15 protein-coding genes and 2 tRNA genes are annotated in these 17,563 nt (G+C 72.0%); 7 read left to right on the forward strand and 10 right to left on the reverse strand.

Features of this window, described 5'->3' with window-relative positions; genetic code table 11:
* Nucleotides 1–131 precede the first annotated feature (131 nt).
* The 3 genes from aroA to ACH4E8_RS02400 all read left to right on the forward strand — a co-directional run bounded on the left by aroA (nucleotide 132) and on the right by ACH4E8_RS02400 (nucleotide 2,986).
* Nucleotides 132–1,478 carry a 3-phosphoshikimate 1-carboxyvinyltransferase gene (gene aroA / locus ACH4E8_RS02390; RefSeq protein WP_398443540.1) on the forward strand — a complete coding sequence of 449 codons (1,347 nt, stop codon included), beginning with the start codon at nucleotides 132–134 and terminating at the stop codon, nucleotides 1,476–1,478.
* A 15-nt stretch (nucleotides 1,479–1,493) separates the two neighbouring features.
* Nucleotides 1,494–2,507, forward strand: coding sequence for a ribosome small subunit-dependent GTPase A (rsgA, locus tag ACH4E8_RS02395; protein ID WP_398443542.1), 1,014 nt, complete (start codon nucleotides 1,494–1,496; stop codon nucleotides 2,505–2,507).
* Between the two features lie 155 nt (nucleotides 2,508–2,662).
* Complete coding sequence (locus tag ACH4E8_RS02400; RefSeq protein ID WP_398443544.1) at nucleotides 2,663–2,986, forward strand: DMT family transporter; 324 nt, start codon at nucleotides 2,663–2,665, stop codon at nucleotides 2,984–2,986.
* Nucleotides 2,987–3,011: 25 nt separating this feature from the next.
* Here the strand turns inward: ACH4E8_RS02400 and ACH4E8_RS02405 are convergent, their stop codons facing one another.
* Nucleotides 3,012–3,725, reverse strand: a complete 714-nt coding sequence (locus ACH4E8_RS02405) for a TetR/AcrR family transcriptional regulator (RefSeq protein ID WP_398443546.1) — start codon at nucleotides 3,723–3,725, stop codon at nucleotides 3,012–3,014.
* 214 nt (nucleotides 3,726–3,939) lie between these two features.
* On the opposite strand from ACH4E8_RS02405, the gene hisN reads away from it, so the two are divergent.
* A complete protein-coding gene (gene hisN, locus ACH4E8_RS02410; RefSeq protein WP_398443548.1) occupies nucleotides 3,940–4,743 on the forward strand; it encodes a histidinol-phosphatase in 804 nt (267 codons plus the stop codon).
* 173 nt (nucleotides 4,744–4,916) lie between these two features.
* On the forward strand, nucleotides 4,917–5,318 hold the full coding sequence (locus tag ACH4E8_RS02415; RefSeq protein ID WP_398443550.1) for a cyclic nucleotide-binding/CBS domain-containing protein: 402 nt from the start codon (nucleotides 4,917–4,919) through the stop codon (nucleotides 5,316–5,318).
* Between the two features lie 85 nt (nucleotides 5,319–5,403).
* Here ACH4E8_RS02415 and ACH4E8_RS02420 read toward each other — a convergent pair whose 3' ends face one another.
* The gene (locus ACH4E8_RS02420) at nucleotides 5,404–6,876 is read right to left on the reverse strand and encodes a catalase (RefSeq protein ID WP_398443551.1); all 1,473 of its coding nucleotides are present in this window, start codon (nucleotides 6,874–6,876) and stop codon (nucleotides 5,404–5,406) included.
* A 127-nt stretch (nucleotides 6,877–7,003) separates the two neighbouring features.
* Here ACH4E8_RS02420 and ACH4E8_RS02425 point away from each other — a divergent pair, with 127 nt between their 5' ends.
* The gene (locus ACH4E8_RS02425; RefSeq protein ID WP_398443553.1) at nucleotides 7,004–7,414 is read left to right on the forward strand and encodes a Fur family transcriptional regulator; all 411 of its coding nucleotides are present in this window, start codon (nucleotides 7,004–7,006) and stop codon (nucleotides 7,412–7,414) included.
* A 127-nt stretch (nucleotides 7,415–7,541) separates the two neighbouring features.
* Here the strand turns inward: ACH4E8_RS02425 and ACH4E8_RS02430 are convergent.
* The 4 genes from ACH4E8_RS02430 to ACH4E8_RS02445 all read right to left on the reverse strand — a co-directional run bounded on the left by ACH4E8_RS02430 (nucleotide 7,542) and on the right by ACH4E8_RS02445 (nucleotide 13,193).
* Nucleotides 7,542–7,615: transfer RNA gene (locus ACH4E8_RS02430), tRNA-Met, on the reverse strand.
* A gap of 159 nt (nucleotides 7,616–7,774) precedes the next feature.
* Nucleotides 7,775–9,847, reverse strand: a complete 2,073-nt coding sequence (locus ACH4E8_RS02435) for a sel1 repeat family protein (RefSeq protein ID WP_398443555.1) — start codon at nucleotides 9,845–9,847, stop codon at nucleotides 7,775–7,777.
* 242 nt (nucleotides 9,848–10,089) lie between these two features.
* Nucleotides 10,090–10,163 (reverse strand) — tRNA-Met (locus ACH4E8_RS02440).
* A gap of 60 nt (nucleotides 10,164–10,223) precedes the next feature.
* The gene (locus ACH4E8_RS02445; RefSeq protein WP_398444692.1) at nucleotides 10,224–13,193 is read right to left on the reverse strand and encodes a UPF0182 family protein; all 2,970 of its coding nucleotides are present in this window, start codon (nucleotides 13,191–13,193) and stop codon (nucleotides 10,224–10,226) included.
* Nucleotides 13,194–13,391: 198 nt separating this feature from the next.
* On the opposite strand from ACH4E8_RS02445, the gene ACH4E8_RS02450 reads away from it, so the two are divergent.
* Nucleotides 13,392–14,000: a PPA1309 family protein gene (locus ACH4E8_RS02450; RefSeq protein ID WP_398443556.1), complete on the forward strand. Its 609-nt coding sequence runs from the start codon at nucleotides 13,392–13,394 to the stop codon at nucleotides 13,998–14,000.
* Between the two features lie 60 nt (nucleotides 14,001–14,060).
* Here ACH4E8_RS02450 and ACH4E8_RS02455 read toward each other — a convergent pair whose 3' ends face one another.
* From ACH4E8_RS02455 to ACH4E8_RS02470, 4 genes are all read right to left on the reverse strand, one after another.
* A complete protein-coding gene (locus ACH4E8_RS02455; protein ID WP_398443559.1) occupies nucleotides 14,061–15,149 on the reverse strand; it encodes a PDZ domain-containing protein in 1,089 nt (362 codons plus the stop codon).
* Nucleotides 15,150–15,385: 236 nt separating this feature from the next.
* The gene (locus ACH4E8_RS02460; protein ID WP_398443561.1) at nucleotides 15,386–15,559 is read right to left on the reverse strand and encodes a hypothetical protein; all 174 of its coding nucleotides are present in this window, start codon (nucleotides 15,557–15,559) and stop codon (nucleotides 15,386–15,388) included.
* A gap of 262 nt (nucleotides 15,560–15,821) precedes the next feature.
* Nucleotides 15,822–16,280, reverse strand: a complete 459-nt coding sequence (locus ACH4E8_RS02465; RefSeq protein ID WP_398443563.1) for a molybdenum cofactor biosynthesis protein MoaE — start codon at nucleotides 16,278–16,280, stop codon at nucleotides 15,822–15,824.
* A gap of 132 nt (nucleotides 16,281–16,412) precedes the next feature.
* Nucleotides 16,413–17,540, reverse strand: a complete 1,128-nt coding sequence (locus ACH4E8_RS02470; protein ID WP_398443565.1) for an SDR family oxidoreductase — start codon at nucleotides 17,538–17,540, stop codon at nucleotides 16,413–16,415.
* Nucleotides 17,541–17,563: the final 23 nt, after the last annotated feature.

Genomic DNA, 17,563 nt, shown 5'->3' on the forward strand with positions numbered 1-17,563 from the left:
ACGACGCCCGGAGCGCCGATCACGCATCGTGAGGGCCGTTCAGGCACTTCGTTATCACATGCCGGTTACGCCCCTGTTTCCACGCATTTGATCAAGATCGAGGCCCGGCCCGAGCCACTAAAGTATTGGCCATGACCGAAGCCTCCGTGCACCACGCCCCCGCCCTCTGGCCCGCTCCGTACGCGACCGGCGCCGTCGACGCGACCGTCACCGTGCCCGGATCCAAGTCGGTCACCAACCGCGCCCTGGTGCTGGCCGCGCTGGCCGCCGAGCCCGGCTGGCTGCGCCGCCCGCTGCGCTCCCGCGACAGCCTGCTGATGGCCGAGGGGCTGCGGGCCCTCGGCGTCGGCATCGAAGAGGGCGTCGGCCCCGACGGCGAGGGCGAGAGCTGGCGCGTCATCCCCGCCGGGCTGCACGGCCCCGCCACGGTCGACGTCGGCAACGCCGGCACCGTGATGCGCTTCCTGCCGCCCGTCGCCACCCTCGCCGACGGCCCCGTCCGCTTCGACGGCGACCCCCGGTCGTACGAACGCCCGCTGCACGGCGTGATCGACGCGCTGCGCGCCCTCGGCGCCCGGATCGACGACGACGGCCGGGGCGCGCTCCCCCTCACCGTGCACGGCGGCGGCGCCCTGGACGGCGGGCCCGTGGAGATCGACGCCTCCTCCTCGTCCCAGTTCGTCTCCGCCCTGCTGCTCTCCGCCCCCCGCTTCAACCAGGGCGTCGAGGTCCGGCACGTGGGCGCCCGGCTGCCCTCCATGCCGCACATCCGCATGACGGTCGACATGCTGCGCGCGGTCGGCGCCCAGGTCGACGAGCCCGAGACCGGCGGCGAGCCCAACGTCTGGCGGGTCTCCCCCTCCGCGCTGCTCGGCCGCGACCTGACCATCGAGCCCGACCTGTCGAACGCCCAGCCCTTCCTGGCCGCGGCCCTGATCACCGGCGGCCGGGTCACCGTCCCCGACTGGCCCGAGCGCACCACCCAGCCCGGTGACGCCCTGCGCCGGATCTTCACCGAGATGGGTGGCGCCTGCGAACTCACCGACCTGGGCCTGACGTTCACCGGCAGCGGCCGGGTGCACGGCATCGACGTGGACCTGAGCGAGGTCGGCGAGCTGACCCCCGGCATCGCGGCGGTCGCCGCCCTCGCCGACTCGCCGTCCACCCTGCGCGGCGTGGCCCACCTGCGGCTGCACGAGACGGACCGGCTGGCCGCGCTCACCAAGGAGATCAACGGGCTCGGCGGCGACGTGACGGAGACCGAGGACGGCCTCCACATCCGCCCGCGCCCGCTGCACGGCGGCGTCTTCCACACGTACGACGACCACCGGATGGCCACCGCCGGCTCGATCATCGGGCTCGCCGTCGAGGGCGTGGAGATCGAGAACGTCGCCACCACCGCGAAGACGCTGCCCGACTTCCCGGCGATGTGGTCCGCCATGCTCGGCGCGGACCGGACGGCGGGGGCCGAGAGCTGAACGGGAACTGAGGTCATGCGGCGCTACGGCAAGAACCCCGACGAGGACGACATCCGGGTACGTCCCAACCGCAAGGGCAACCGCCCGCGGACGAACATCCGACCCAAGCACGAGGACGCCTCCGAGGGGATGGTCCTCACCGTCGACCGCGGCCGGCTGACCTGCCTGGTCGACGACCGGGTCGTGGTCGCCATGAAGGCCCGCGAGCTGGGCCGCAAGGCGGCCGTGGTCGGGGACCGGGTCGCCCTCGTCGGGGACCTGTCCGGCGCCAAGGACACCCTCGCCCGCATCGTCCGGATCGAGCCCCGCACCTCGGTGCTGCGCCGCACCGCGGACGACGACGACCCGTACGAGCGGGTGGTCGTCGCCAACGCCGACCAACTGGCCGTCGTCACCGCGCTCGCCGACCCCGAGCCGCGCCCCCGGCTGATCGACCGCTGCCTCGTCGCCGCGTTCGACGGCGGGCTCGATCCGCTGCTGGTGCTGACGAAGTCGGACCTGGCGCCCCCGGACGAGCTGCTGGCGATGTACGGCGCGCTCGGCGTCCCTTACATCGTCACCACCCGCGAGGAGTTCGAGGACGGCGTGGCGGCCGACCTGGTGCTCCAGCACCTGAGGGGCCGCACCACCGCCTTCGTCGGCCACTCCGGCGTCGGCAAGACGACGCTGGTCAACGCGCTGGTGCCGAAGGACCGCCGGCGCAGTACCGGCCACGTCAACGCCGTCACCGGGCGCGGCCGGCACACCACCACCTCCGCGCTGGCGCTCCCGCTCACCGGCGACGACGGCGGCTGGGTGATCGACACCCCGGGCGTGCGGTCCTTCGGGCTGCACCACGTCGACCCGGCGCGCGTCATCCACGCCTTCCCCGACCTGGAGCCCGGCACGGAGAACTGTCCGCGCGCGTGCAGTCACGACGAGCCCGACTGCGCGCTCGACGCCTGGGTGGCCGAAGGCCACGCCGACCCGGCGCGCCTGGTGTCGCTGCGGCGACTTCTCGCCACCCGCGAGCGGCGCGAGGGCGACTGACGTCGCTGGTCACACCCGGTTCAGCGGGGCGGGTGGGGCGGCTGCGACGCGCAGTGCAGCGCTCCGGGAAGGTTTGCGGGCTACTGATGTTGGTAAGTGCATAATCGCATCAAAGTCCGACGAAGCAGTCACCGACTGTTGGGGAGGCACTTTCCATGGCGTGGCTGCTCGTGGTGGTCGCCGGGATTCTCGAAACCGGCTTCGCGGTCTGTCTGAAGCTCTCCCACGGATTCACCCGACTGTGGCCCACCGTCGCCTTCGCGGCCTTCGCCCTCGGCAGCTTCGGCCTGTTGACCCTGGCGCTGAAGCGGCTGGACGTGGGCCCGGCGTACGCGGTGTGGACGGGCATCGGCGCGGCCGGCACGGCGATCTACGGCATGGTCTTCCTCGGCGACCTGGTCTCGACGCTGAAGATCGTCTCCATCACGCTGGTGATCGTGGGCGTCATCGGCCTCCAACTCTCCGGCTCCACGCACTGAGTCCCCGCCGCGGGGGCCGCGGCGCTCAGAACGGGCGCCCGACCGCGGTCCGTACGATCGAGCCGACCCCGGCACCGTCCGGGGCCACCACGTACGACAGCGCGAGCCGGACCGCGACCTCGCAGCGGTACGCGAGCACGGCGACCTCCTCCGGCGTGCGACCGCTCCCACCGGTGCCCCGGCCGCCGCCCCGGCCACTGGCCGGCTCCGACTGCGAAGCCAGCGACGACAGCGCCGCCAGGGAGCGGTCCCGTATCGCCGCGGCCAGGTCGGCGGGGTCGGGCGGGCCCGCGTCCGCGCGGCGCTGCGCCGGCGCCCCGCCCTGCGGCGCCCCGGGCCCGACGGGGCCCGGGGCCGGCAACTGCTCGCCCCAGCAGCCCGTGAGCAGCGCGCGCAGCAGGGGCCTCGCCCGCGCCTGGGCGACCGTCCACTCCGCGACGGCGACCAGCCGGTCGACCACCCCGGCGCCGTTGCCGCCGGTGCCGTTGAGGACGGCGCTGCCCGGGGGTGCGTATCCGGGCCGGTCGTACAGCAGGCGGTCCATCCCGTGGAAGTACGCGTCGGCCTCCCGCCGCACCAGCGCACGCGCCAGGCCGTCCTTGCCGCCGAACTCGTTGTACAGCGTCTGCCGGGAGACGCCGGCGGCGGCCGCCACGTCCACCATCCGCACCGCTGACCAGGGACGTCGATCGAGCGCCAGCAGTGCGGCACTCAGCAGGGACTCTCGTGCTGTGGGCACCGGCACCTCCCGACCGCAGGGCACTGCGCCCAGAGTTGACGGGCCGTCCGTGGGTGTCAAGGGCCGCGTCGGGGGCGGAGTGGAGCCTTCGGGAGCGACCCCCGGGGGCCTTCGTGCGACCCCTTCGCGGCTCTGCGCGGGGCCCGATCCGGGGCCGGTCCGGGGCGGATCCGGGGCCGACGCGCGTCCGCACCGGGTCGATAGAGTGAGGATCATGGCCGATTACCACGATGACCTGCGCCTCGCCCACGTACTCGCGGATGCGGCCGACGCCGCCACCATGGACCGCTTCAAAGCGATCGACCTCAAGGTCGAGACCAAGCCGGACATGACGCCGGTGAGCGAGGCCGACCGCGCGGCCGAGGAGTTGATCCGCGGCCACCTCCAGCGGGCCCGGCCGCGGGACGCGGTCGTCGGCGAGGAGTTCGGCACGGCGGGCACCGGCCCGCGCCGCTGGGTCGTCGACCCGATCGACGGCACGAAGAACTACGTCCGCGGCGTGCCCGTGTGGGCGACGCTGATCTCCCTGATGGTGGCGGGCGACGACGGGTTCGAGCCGGTCGTCGGGGTCGTCTCCGCGCCCGCGCTGGGGCGGCGCTGGTGGGCCGCGCGGGGCGCCGGCGCGTACACCGGCCGCTCCCTCACCTCTGCCTCCCGCATCCACGTGTCCCGGGTGGGACGGATCGAGGACGCCTCGTTCGCGTACTCCTCGCTGACCGGCTGGGAGGAGCGGGGACGGTTGGACGGCTTCCTGGACCTGACCCGCGCCTGCTGGCGCACCCGCGGCTACGGCGACTTCTGGCCGTACATGATGGTCGCCGAGGGTTCGGTGGACATCTGCGCCGAGCCGGAGCTTTCGCTGTGGGACATGGCGGCGAACGTGATCGTCGTGCAGGAGGCGGGGGGGACGTTCACCGGGCTCGACGGGCGCCCCGGCCCGCACGGCGGCAATGCCGCGGCGTCGAACGGGCTGCTCCACGACGAGCTGCTGGGGTACGTGGGCAGCCGCGGCGCCTGAGGACCCGCCGGGGGCGCCCCCCTCGCGCGGCGCACGTCACGGGCCCGGTCCGGAAGGCCGGGCCCACCCCCTTGCTGCCTCCTCCTCGACCTGCAACTCTGAAAGTCACCCCACTTGTGAACTTGTGAATCGGTTCTCTAAAGAACCGGTCCCCCTAGGAGGTGGCTCCCTTCATGCTCGTCCGTGACGCCATGAGCACGGTGGTCCTCACCATCGGGCCAGCTCACACCCTTCGTCAGGCCGCCCGCCTGATGGCCGCGCACCGGGTCGGCGCGGCCGTGGTCCTCGACACCGACGCCGAGTGCATGGGCATCATCACCGAGCGCGACATCCTCACGTCGGTGGGCACCGGGGAGAACCCGGACCTGGAGACCGCGGGCGCCCACACCACCACCGACGTCGTCTTCGCCGTGCCGTCGTGGTCGCTGGAGGACGCGGCCGAGGCCATGGCCCACGGCGGCTTCCGACACCTGATCGTGCTGGACGACGAAGGCCCCGTCGGCGTCGTCTCCGTACGCGACATCGTCCGCTGCTGGGCCCCGGACCGTCGCCGCCACACCACCCTGGTGGGCTGAGCACGACCGACGACCGGCACATGCGGGAGGGCCGGCCCCGTCGCGAGTGCGACGGGCCCGGCCCTCCTCCTACGACAAGCGCCCGTCAGCCGCGCAGGGCCTGGACCGCGGCCTCCAGCCGCTTGCCGAAGTCACCGTCCGCCTGGCGGAAGTTGTTGATCGCGCGCTCGGCGATGTCGTCGCGCGACACCCCGGCGATCCCGCCGGCCAGGTTCTCGATCAGTCGGGACTTCTCGTCCTCCGACATCAGCCGGTAGAGGTTGCCCGCCTGCACGAAGTCGTCGTCCTCGGCGTGGCCGGGCGCCTCGTGGGTGCCCGTCGCCCCGGTGACCTGGGTGGCCGCCCACAGCGGACGGTCGGTCTGGAAGGGGCCGCCGAAGCTGTTCGGCTCGTAGTTCTTCGCGCCCTTGTGTCGGCCGTCGTAGAGGAAGCCGTCCCGGCTGTTGGTGCGTGCCTCGGTGGCGTGCGGGCGGTTCACCGGCAGGTGGTCGGCGTTGATGCCGACGCGGTAGCGGTGGGCGTCGCCGTACGCGAAGAGCCGGCCCTGGAGCATCTTGTCCGGGGAGGGGCCGATGCCCGGCACGAAGTGCGCGGGGCTGAAGATGGACTGCTCGACCTCGGCGAAGATGTTCTCCGGGTTCCGGTTGAGCTCCAGCTTGCCGATCTCGATCGGCGGGTAGTCCTCGTGCGGCCAGACCTTGGTCAGGTCGAACGGGTTGAAGCGGTAGTTCGCCGCCTCGGCCGCCGGCATGATCTGCACCTGCACGGTCCAGGAGGGGAACTCCCCGCGCTCGATCGACTCGCGCAGGTCGCGCTGGTGGCTGTCCGGGTCCTCACCCGCGAGCTTGTTGGCCTCGGCCGCGGTCAGCGTCTTGATGCCCTGGTCGGTCTTGAAGTGGTACTTGACCCAGAAGACCTCGCCGGCCTCGTTCGTCCACTGGTAGGTGTGCGAGCCGTAGCCGTTCATGTGGCGGTACGAGGCGGGGATGCCGCGGTCGCCGTGCAGCCAGGTCACCTGGTGCGTCGACTCGGGCGAAAGGCCCCAGAAGTCCCAGACGTTGTCCGCCTCCTGCGAGCCGGTGTACGGGTCGCGCTTCTGGGTGTGGATGAAGTCCGGGAACTTGATGGCGTCCTTGATGAAGAAGATCGGGGTGTTGTTCCCGACCAGGTCGTAGTTGCCCTCTTCGGTGTAGAACTTCAACGCGAAGCCGCGCGGGTCGCGCACCGCGTCCGCCGCACCGAGGTTGCCCGCGACCGTCGAGAAGCGGAGGAACGTCTCCGTCTCCTTGCCGACCTCGGAGAGGAAGGCGGCGCGCGTCCACTGCGAGACGTCCCTCGTGACGGTGAAGGTGCCGTAGGCACCGGCGCCGCGCGCGTGGACCACGCGCTCCGGGATGCGCTCCCGGTTGAAGTGCGCGAGCTTCTCCAGCAGCAGCTGGTCCTGGACGAGAACAGGCCCGCCGACGCCCGCGGTCTCGCTGTTCTGATTGTCGGCAACCGGCGCCCCGGCCTCCGTGGTGAGCGGTCCCTGCGTCGTCACGTGCGCCTCCTGCGTCATCCGCGTGTGTCTCTGTCCCTTGGCGTTCGCCGGTCTCGATCCTACGATGGACTTTGTCTAAGTCAAGTGAGCTTCCAAAGTCACACCCGTTCGGGACTTGGTTCCCCTCACTGTTAGGCTGGTCCTTATGAGTGACCTGTTGGAACGACTCCGCGGACGCGGCTGGCGCATGACCGCGCAGCGGCGCGTCGTCGCGGAGGTCCTCGACGGCGACCACGTCCACCTGACGGCCGACGAGGTGCACGCACGGGCGACGGAGAAGCTGCCGGAGATCTCCCGCGCGACGGTCTACAACACTCTCGGTGAGCTGGTCTCGCTCGGCGAAGTCCTGGAAGTGGCGACCGACCGCCGCGCCAAGCGGTACGACCCGAACGCCCACCGCCCGCACCACCACCTGGTCTGCGCCCGCTGCGGCGCCATCCGTGACGTGCGCCCGGCCGGCAACCCCCTGGCGGACCTGCCCGAGTCGGAGCGCTTCGGCTTCACGGTCTCGGACGTCGAGGTCACGTACCGCGGCGTCTGTCCGAGCTGCGCGTAACGACGCAGCGCAGCACCCGCACCCCTCCCGCAACACGCGCCGCGCACGAGCGCGGCGCGCCATTGGCGCACGCACACACATGCGACGGCGGCCCGGTACTCGATGAGTACCGGACCGCCGTCTTCAGTAGCGGGGACAGGATTTGAACCTGCGACCTCTGGGTTATGAGCCCAGCGAGCTACCGAGCTGCTCCACCCCGCGTCGGTGAACACCACACTACGTTGCTCCGACCGGCCAGTGCAAATCGCTTCCGACCACCCGCCGAGCCGGGGCGCCGCGGACACCGGGGACGCAGGAGCTCTCCCCCGCACCCGAAGGGATACGGGGGAGAGAGCGTCACACGGGACCCCGTGGACGCCCTCACGCGGTCAGCTCCTGGTGCAGCGCCTCCTGGAGGCGGGCCGCCCGCTCCGCGACCTCCGCCGGGCCCAGCTCCACTGCCAGGGCGCACCAGCGCTTGCCCTCGGCCAGCTCGCCGCGCCGGGCGGCCAGCAGCGCCAGGCGCAGGGCGGCCCGCCCGTGGCCCGCGCGCGCCGCCCGGGTCCACCAGAGGGCGGCCTCCCGCTCGTTCCCCTCGCGGGCGAGCAACAGTCCGAGGTTGAACGCGCCGTTGCGGCTGCCCGCCTCGGCGGCCTCTCGGTACCACCGCGCGGCCTCGCCCAGGTCGCCCCGCGCGGCGGCGAGCATCCCGACCCGGACCTGCGCCCGGCGGTGCCCCTGCTCTGCGGCGCGCTCGTACCACTCCTCGCACTCGGTCTTCTCGCCCACCGCCGCCTCGCCCAGCACGGGCCGGCTCTGCGGCGGTTGACGCGCGTCGAGGAGCGTGGCCAGGCGGAAGGCCGCCTCCGCGCTCCCGCCGCCGGCGGCGCACCGCAGGTGCCGCTCGGCGGTCCGCTCGTCGCCCTCGCGCAGCCGCGCTATGCCGACCTGGAGCGCCGCCTCGGTGTGCCCGGCGGCCGCGGCGCGCTCGTACCAGACCAGCGCGGTGCGGTCGTCGTCCCGGCCGACGTAGAGGATGCCGAGGTTGAACGCGGCGTCGACGCTGCCGGCCTCCGCGGCCTTGGAGAACCACGGCTCGGCGCCGAGCGCGTCGCCCGCCTGGAGGAGCAGTACGGCGAGCGCGTTCGCGGCCTCGCGGTGGCCGGCGTAGGCGGCCTGGCGGTACCACTGCTCCGCCTGGGCTATCCGGCCCTGGGCCGCGCAGAGCAGGCCGAGGTTGTACGCGCCGTTGACGTCGCCCGCGGTCATCGCGGCGCGGTACCAGCGCTCGGCGGTCTGCGGCTCGCCGCGGGCGGCGTGCAGCGCGCCCAGCGCGTTGGCGGCGTTCCCGTCGCCCTCCTGCGCGGCGCGCAGCCACCAGATCGCGGCGCTCTCCTCGTCCCCGGCGTCGCGCAACAGGAAGCCGAGGGCGCACGCCGCCCGGGCCTCGCCGTCCTTCGCGGAGGTGAGGTACCAGCGGCCGGCCTCCTTCAGTTCGCCGCGCTTCTCCAAGATGGCGCCGAGGTGCAGCGCGGCGCGCCGGTGGCCGCGCGCCGCGGCCTGCCGGTACCACTGGGCGGCCTCGTCGAGCGGGGACAGCGGCCCCTTGGGGCGGTTGCGGGTCGACGTGTCCGTACGGCCCCGCTCCCCGTCCCCGTCCACCTCGCCCGTGCGGGAGACGGGGATGTCGGTACGGGACCCGGGCTCGCCGCGGAAGCCGGTCTCGGGCCGGAAGCCGAACTCCGTACGGATCCCGGACTCGGTGTGGACGCCCAGCGCGGCGCGGGCCGCGGGCTCGCCGCGGTCCAGCGCACCGGGCGCCCGGGTCTCCTCGGCCGCGCGCAGGTCCAGGATCCGGGCGAGGCGGTACGACGCCTCCCGGTGCCCCCGCTCGGCGGCGGCCCGCAGCCACCGCTCGGTCCCCACGTCGCCGCGGTGCTCCAGCAGGTCGGCGAGCGCGTACGCACCGAGGGCGTGTCCCTGCTCGGCGGACTGGCGCAGCCAGTACTCCGCGGCGGGCTCGTCGCCGCGCTCGCGGAAGTGCCGCCCGAGCGCGTGCGCCGCGGCGGCGGACCCGGCGACGGCGGCGACGCGCCACCAGCCGGCCGCCTCCTCCGGATAGCCCCGCTGGTGCAGCAGCACGCCGAGGTTGTTCGCGGCGGCCCGGTCCCCCGCGGCCGTCGCGGACCGCAGATACGGCTCGGCGTCGTCGAGGTCGCCGCGGCGCAGCAACAGCGCACCGAGCACGCTCATGGAAGCGGTGTCGCCGCCGTCTGCCGCCCGGCGGTGCCGCGCTTCCGTACCGGCGGTCTCCACAGCGTCAACACTGGCACCGCCAGCATCAGGAGCACCAGTGTTCGTCGTCACATGCGGTGCATCTGCTGCGGTTCCAGCATGACGCTGCACAAACCGCCCTGTCTCCAACAGAGTTGCCCTGTCCCCCATAAATTCCATCGTCGCACCACCCGCAACCCGCGTACATCTGGTATATCGCAGCCAGTGAGGTCACTTCAGCGTTTTGTCGACATGCCCACAGAGAGATAAGTCAAACACTCTCGGGCCCAACTTGCCCGTCGGCGCGCGCAGTTCTCGGCGTCGAGTTCTCCGCGTTCCGGCCCCCGCACCCTTCCGCCGGGTGCACATGCGCACGAAGAGGGCCCGGATCCTCAAAAGGATCCGGGCCCTCTTCGATTCAGTAGCGGGGACAGGATTTGAACCTGCGACCTCTGGGTTATGAGCCCAGCGAGCTACCGAGCTGCTCCACCCCGCGTCGGTGTGTTCTGACACTATCACGACGCGGGATGGAACCTGCTCACAGCATCGGCGCCGGCTATGACGCCTGGGTCGCCGGTGGCGACTTGGTGCCCGCCGGTGGCGCGGCCGGTGGGGCGGCAGCGCCCCGCTGTGCCGCGGCCAGCCGTTCGAGCGCCGCGTCGAGCTGGTCCTCCGCCCGGCCGACGGCCTCGCGGTCCGTCGGGTCCTTCTTCAGGACGGAGTTCACCTCGTCGTACGCCTTCAGCACGTCCTCGATGGCCTTCTTCGTCGCCGGGTCGTTCGCCCCCGGCGGGGTGGTCGGCGGCGTCGTCGGCGGCTTGGTCGTGTCCTCGCCCGGTGGTGGCTCCTCGGCCGTCTGCTGCCCGAAGGCCGCGTCCAACGACTCCGTCAGACTGTCCTTGAAGACCGGTTTGCCACCGCCGTAGGCGACGGCCACCTTCTTCAACAGCGGATAGTTCGCGCTGCCACCGCGCGCATAGACCGGCTCGACGTACAGGAAGCCGCCGTCCAAGGGGATCGTCAGCAGGTTTCCGTACTCGATGTCGGAGTCGGTGCCTCTGAGGTCACGGACGAACGTGGCGACTTCGGGCACGCCGTTCAACTCGCTCTGCACCTGCGACGGGCCCTGGACGGTCCCGGTGACTCTCAGGAGTCTGATGGAGCCGTAGTCCGGACTGTTGGCGTCCGCGTCCACTGCCATGTACGCGCTGAGGTTCGGCCGGCCGGACGGCGTGAACGTCGTCGTCAGCGAGAACTTCTGCTCCTCGTCGCCCGGCATCTTCAGGCTGAGGTAGTACGGCGGGACCGCGCTGGTGTCCTTCTTGTTCGTCGGGTCGTCCGGCACCTGCCAGGCGTCCGAGCCGCTGTAGAACTGGTCGGGCTCGGTGACGTGGTACCGGGTCAGCAGCTCGCGCTGGACCTTGAACATGTCCTGCGGGTAGCGCAGGTGGGACTTCAGCTCCGGGCTGATGTCGCCCTTGGGCTTCACCGTGCCGGGGAACGCCTTCATCCAGGTCTTCAGCACCGGGTCCTTGGTGTCCCACTGGTACAGCTTGACCGAGCCGTCGTAGGCGTCGACGGTGGCCTTGACCGAGTTCCGGATGTAGTTGACCTGGTTCTGCTGGGCGACGACCGCGCGTTGGCTGGTGGTCAGCGAGTCGGCGGTGGTGTCGCCGAGCGTCGTCCGGGAGGCGTAGGGATAGCCGTTCGTCGTGGTGTACGCGTCGACGATCCACTGGATCCGGCCCTCGACGACCGCCGGATAGGCGTCGCCGTCGATCGTCAGCCAGGGCGCGACCGCCTCGACCCGCTCCTTGGGCGTGCGGTTGTAGAGGATCTTCGAGCCCTCGCCGATGGCGCCCGAGTACAGGATCCGGGGCTCGCTGAAGGACACCGCGTACGCCGCTCGGTTCAGGGTGTTGGAGAGGCTGACGCCGCTCTTGCCCTTGTAGCTGGTGTACTGCGTGTCACCGCCGGTCGGCTCGTAGTCCAGCTCCCGCTGGGGGCCGCCGACGATCGAGTACTGCGCGGTCTTCTCGCCGTAGTAGATCCGCTGCTCGTGCTTGGGCAACTGGCCCGTGGTCGGCAGCCCGGACTCGGTGAAGTCCGGCGATCCGACCGTGCCCTTGTTCGGATCGGTGACCACGCTGGTGCCCTTGGCCGCGATCGCTCCGTAGCCGTGGGTGTAGTTGAAGTGGTCGTTGATCCAGTTCCGCTTTTCCTTCGGAATCGCGTTGAGGTCGAGCTCGCGCAGACCGATGACGGTGTCCTGCGGCTTGCCGTCCGGACCCGGGTAGCGGTCGACGTCCAGCGTCGTCGGGAACTGGTAGTACTCGCGCTGCTGCTGGAGCTGCTGGAAGGCGGGCGAGACCACGTTGGAGTCCACGACGCGGTAGCTGGCGGCCGAATTCGCGGCGGCCCGCTGCTGCGCCTTGCGGTTCGGGTCGACCTTGCCGCTGTAGTCCTGTTGCTTCGCCTGGTCGATCCCGTACGCCTCGCGCGTGGCGTCGATGTTCTTCTGGATGTACGGGCTCTCCTTGGCCAGCTCGTTCGGCTGGACCTGGAACTTCTGCACGATGGCCGGGTACAGCCCGCCGATCAGGATCGCGGAGAGGACCATCAGGCCGAAGCCGATGACCGGCAGCTGCCAGGTGCGCCGCCACAGCGTCGCGAAGAAGAGCACGGCGCAGATGACCGCGATGCAGAAGAGGATCGTCTTCGCCGGGAGGTAGGCGTTGGCGTCGACGTAGCGCAGGCCCGTCCAGTTGTCCGTGGACTTGATGTCACTGGACTTCACGGCCAGGCCGTACCGGTCGAGCCAGTACGCCACGGCCTTCAGCGAGACGAAGAGGCCGAGCAGCACCGACAGGTGGCCGGTGGCCGCGGCGGTGGCCCGCGCGCCGGGGCTGGTGATCCGCAGCCCGCCGTAGAGGTAGTGCGTCAGCGCGGCCGCGATCAGGGAGAGCACGACGGCCGCGAAGCCGAAGCCGAGCAGGAAGCGGTACCAGGGCAGGTCGAACGCGTAGAAGGACACGTCCATCTTGAACTGGGGGTCCTTCTGCCCGAACGACACTCCGTTGACCCACTGGAGCCAGGTCTTCCACTGGCCGGTGGCGGAGGCGCCGGCGATCAGCCCGACGAGGGCGGTGATCGCGAGCAGCACCCACTTCTTGTACGGGGCGATGCCCATGCGGTAGCGGTCGAGGCTCTGCTGCTCCAGCGACATCGCGCTCAGCGGCGGGCGCAGCCGGTGCGCGAGCCAGATGTTCAGGCCGACCGCGACCGCCATCAGCAGGCCGAAGACGGCGAACAGGCCGACCTTGGTCCACAGGGTGGTGGTGAACACCGACGAGTAATTGACGGAGCGGTACCACAACCAGTCCGTCCAGAACCCGGCGAACATGACGAACGCCATGGCCAGCACCGCCAGCACGCCGAGTGTCATGAGCAGGGTGCGGACGCGCCGGGACGGCCGGCCCACTCTGATCCGTGGCCCGGTCGGGGGGCCTCCGCCGCGGTCCGGCATCTGGAAAGCCAACGTGCGCACCTCGAAGTTCGCGGTCGTATGAACGTCCGGCGCGCTGCCGGACGGTCGGGTCAAGCGGGCCCCGCGATCGTAGAGCCCATTACTGCAACTTACTGAGGCTTTACCTAGTTCCCGTCCCGGGGGTCCACTTCGCCCGAAGCGTGGCCGATTCTCGCCACCGGGACGAAAGGAGGCAGGATGAGGCCCATGCCGAACGAATCCCCCACGCACGCCTCCGCCTCCTCCGCCGCTGCCAAGCCCGCCGGCGCGGGCGGTCCGATCGCCGCGTCTCCGCTGACCAGGGCCGTACTGGAGATCGACGACTACGCGGCCAAGCTCGGCTGGGACCAGCCCGCCCGGCTCTTCGCCCTCGTCGACACCGCGCGGCTGCGCACCCAGGAGCCCTCCCTCGCGGCCCAGCTCGGTCTGGACGGCGACGAGGAGGCGGCGCCGCTGACGCCGATCGAGCAGGACGAGATCCCGGCGGGCGCCCCGCTCGACGAGTTCCTCGCCACGATCGCCTGGCCCGACGCGGTGGCGGGGTGCGCGCTCACCGTGGAGCGCCAGATGCTGCCGCCGTCGGCGGAGGCGTCGGTGCCGCAGGACCTGGACGAGGCGGGACTGGCCCGCTGGGTGGCCAAGCACCCCGACCGGCAGGAGGTGCGGATGACGGTGGCCGTGCTGCGCGACGGTGCGCGCGAGTCCGCGCTGCGGCTGCGCGAGAAGGACGCGGCGACGGACGTCCTGACCGGTTCGGACCTGGTGCCCGGGCTCGCGGACGCGCTGGCGGCGACCTTCGAGGCGTGACGCCCCCGCCTGCCGCGGGGCGCGGCCGCCCCGGGTCGGGGCTCGGGGCGTGCGCCGGGGTCAGCCCTTGGTGCAGCTGGGCAGGTCCGCGGTGTCGCCCGCCTTGATCTTCGCCAGGGAGTCGGTGGCGTCGGCGATGGTGTCGACCTTCACCAGCTTCAGTCCGCCGGGGACGTCGGAGGCCGCGGTGGCGCAGTTGCCGGCGGGCGTCAGGAAGTACTGGGCGCCCGCGTTCCGCGCCCCCACCAGCTTCATCGCGATGCCGCCGATCGGGCCGACCTTGCCCTCGTCGTCGATCGTGCCGGTCCCCGCCACGAACTTGCCGCCCGTCATGTCGCCGGGGGTGAGCTTGTCGACGATGCCCAGCGCGAACATCAGGCCGGCGCTGGGACCGCCCACGTCGGCGAGGTTGATGTCGATGGTGAAGGGGAAGGTGTGGTCCGTCCCGGCCTGAATGCCGACGACGGCCCGGTCCCCGGAGTCGGACTTGGCGGTGGTGATGGTGACCTGCTCGGTGGCGTCCGGCTCCCGGCCGGCCTTCTCGGCCGCCGCCGCTTCCTTCGCCGGGACGATGGTGAACACGACGTCCTGACCGGGCTTGTGCTTGGTGACGAGCTTCGCGACGTCGCCCGGCTCCTTGACGGCGGTGCCGTCGACGGCCTTGATGACGTCACCGGCGTGCAGCGCCTCCTGCGCCGGGGAGTCCTTGACGACCGCCGCCACGACGACCCGGGACTGCACGGGGATCTTCAGCTCCTTCAGGGCGGCGACCTTCGCGCTCTCCTGGGACTGGCTGAACTCCTCGGCGTTCTCCTGCGTGGACTGCTCCTCGGTCTGCCCGTCCGGGTAGAGCGTGTCGTGCGGCACCACGACGTTGTCGTGGGCCAGCCAGCCGTAGAGCGCCTCGGCGAGGTTCATCCGGTAGTCGGCTCCGGTGACCCGGACCGTCGTCATGTTGAGGTTGCCCGAGGTGGGGTAGGTCTTGCGGCCGGTGATCCGCAGAACCGGTTCGCCGCCGGCGTCGCCGAGGGTGTTCACCGTGGGTCCGGGCGACATCTCCGAGTACTTCACGGGGATGAGGATCCCCGCGAACAGCAGCGCGACGAAGACCAGCGTGGCGGTGAGCATCGTCGTAGTGCGGCGTGGCATGGAACGACAGTACGGGACGAGGCTGTCAGTGCACCGTCGGGGCCGGTCCGTCCGGGGACGGCCGGGCCGGAACCGGGTGCGACCGGATGGAAAGCCGGCGCGATCCGATCGGTCGTCACGCGGCCGCGGGTGGACCCGGGGGCGTGCCCGCGGGCGGTCCGGCCGGGTGGCGACCGCCCCTGCCGGCCCGTGCAGGGGGCCCGTCGCGGGCCCCCGCCCCCTCGTGGCCGAGCGGCCTACTGACCGGAGCCGCTGCCGGCGCCGGCCTTCTCCATGGCGTCCCGGAACCGTGCATAGCCGGCGAGTTCCGCCACGTCCCCGGCGGTCCGGCTGCGCGAGGCCCAGCCTCCCCATATCGCGGCTCCGACGACGGCGAACAATGGAATCAGCAACCAGGCGAGCGCTGCCATCGCGACCTCCCTACCCCAGAAAAGAAACGCAACCGGACCGAGCCCGGCTGAGTGATCAACAGATTAATCATCCACTGCTCCAACGCTCGGCGCAGGGACCTGGTTACGCAAATCGGGCGCCTTGGGCTGTTCGAGGGCGGCTCAAGGCTCGTACGGCCGGCGCTCGGGCGCTGCATCACGGCGGGATCGGCACGCCGTCGGTGCGTCGCCGGCGTGTCGCCGGTCCGGCCGACCGGGGTCGGCGCGTCAGCGGGCCGGCTCCTCAGGCCCCCACCCACTCCTCGGTGCCGTCCGAGAACGTCTGGTGCTTCCAGATGGGGACCTCGCGCTTGAGGTCGTCGATCAGCCTGCGGCAGGCGTCGAACGCCTCCGCCCGGTGCGGACACGAAACCGCCACGATCACGGCCACGTCGCCCACGGCCAGTTCGCCCACCCGGTGGACCGCGGCCATGGCCCGTACGGGAAAGTCCGCCGCGACCTTCTCCGCGACGCGGCGCAACTCCTCTTCGGCGGTGGGGTGCGCCGAGTAGCCCAGGGCGGCGACGTCCGCTCCGCCGTCGTGGTTGCGCACGGTGCCGACGAAGAGGGCGGTGCCGCCCGCCGCGTCGTCCCCGACCGCGCGGAAGACCTCGTCCACCGAGATCGGCGCGTCGCGGACGGCCAGGAGGCGAAGGGGATCGCCGGCCGCCCGCTCCCCCGGATGGTCGTGGGTGCTGGTCATGGTCCCCATCGTGCCGCACGGCACTGACAACGGGAAACACCGGTCGTAACGGGCCCCGCGGGCGGCCGCTCGGAGCTCGCTCCGACGCCGCCGCGCCCCGCCTGTGCCGCTGCCGTCCCCCGGGTCCGTCGCCTACAGCCGTCGGCGCGCCTTGCGGGCGCGGCGCACCAGGGCCGCGGTGCCCAGGAGGGCGACGGTCGCCCCCGCCGCACCCGCGGCGGCGGCGTCCTTGCGGCCCAGCCTGCGGCCCGCCACCGTGTGACGGCCCTCCACCTCCTCCAGGAGGGCGGCCAGCACCTCCTCGTTGGTCCACTGCGGACGCCAGCCCGCGTCGTGCAGCCGGCTGACGCTGACCACCCAGGGGTGCATGGTGTACGCGAGGTCCCCGGCGGGCGAGGGGGTGACGCCGATCCGGTGCAGGCGCGCGGCGGCGCCCAGGGCGACGGCGGACGGCAGCTCCATGCGGCGGATGCCGCTCAGCTCCTCGACCTCCTCCTGCTCCAGCCACCCGTCGCAACCGACGGCCAACTCGCCCTCCACCTTCTCCAGCGCCGCGTACTCCAGCGCGCTGACCAGGTCTTCGACGTGGCAGAACTGCCAGGTCGGCCGGGACCCGGCGACCACCAGGAGGCGCGGCGACTCGAAGTAGCGGGTGAGCGCGGTGTCGGTGCCGCCGACCAGCACGGTGGGGCGCACCACGGTCACGTTCAGGCCGGGGTGCGCCCGCGGTGCGCGGCGGCCCAGGCGCTCGATCTCCAGCAGGTCACCGAGGGCGGTGGCCTCGGCCGTGGCCTTTAGCTCGGCGTCTTCGGAGAGCGGGATGTCGTTGTCCGGCAGGGCGCCGTACACCATGGCGGAGGTGCACAGCACCACCCGGCGCACCCCTGCGGCGGCGGCGGCCGTCAGCACGGTCTGGGTGCCGCGTACGTTGTACGCGGTCCGGGCGGCGTCGTCGGTCTCCAGGTCGAGGTCGAGGGCGAGGTGCACGACCACGTCGACGCCGCGCAGCTTCTCGGCGATGGCCGGGTCGCGGACGTCGAGGATCTGCCACTGCGCCTCGGGGACCTCGCCCAGGCGTTCGTCGATGGCGACCACCCGCTTGACCTCGTCGGACGCGACGAGTCGCCGGGTCAACAGCTCGCCGGTACCGGTGGCGGCACCGGTGACCGCGACGACGGGTCCGCGTCCTGCGGGCCCGTCGCCGGGGGTCGGGGTTGAGCGGTTTCGCGCTCCGCGAACCTGCGGATCTGGGGAACTCACCAGGCGTCTCCAGCGGTTGTCTT

It is taken from the genome of Streptomyces sp. NPDC017979, from assembly GCF_044328175.1.
In the GTDB taxonomy this organism is placed as follows: domain Bacteria; phylum Actinomycetota; class Actinomycetes; order Streptomycetales; family Streptomycetaceae; genus Streptomyces.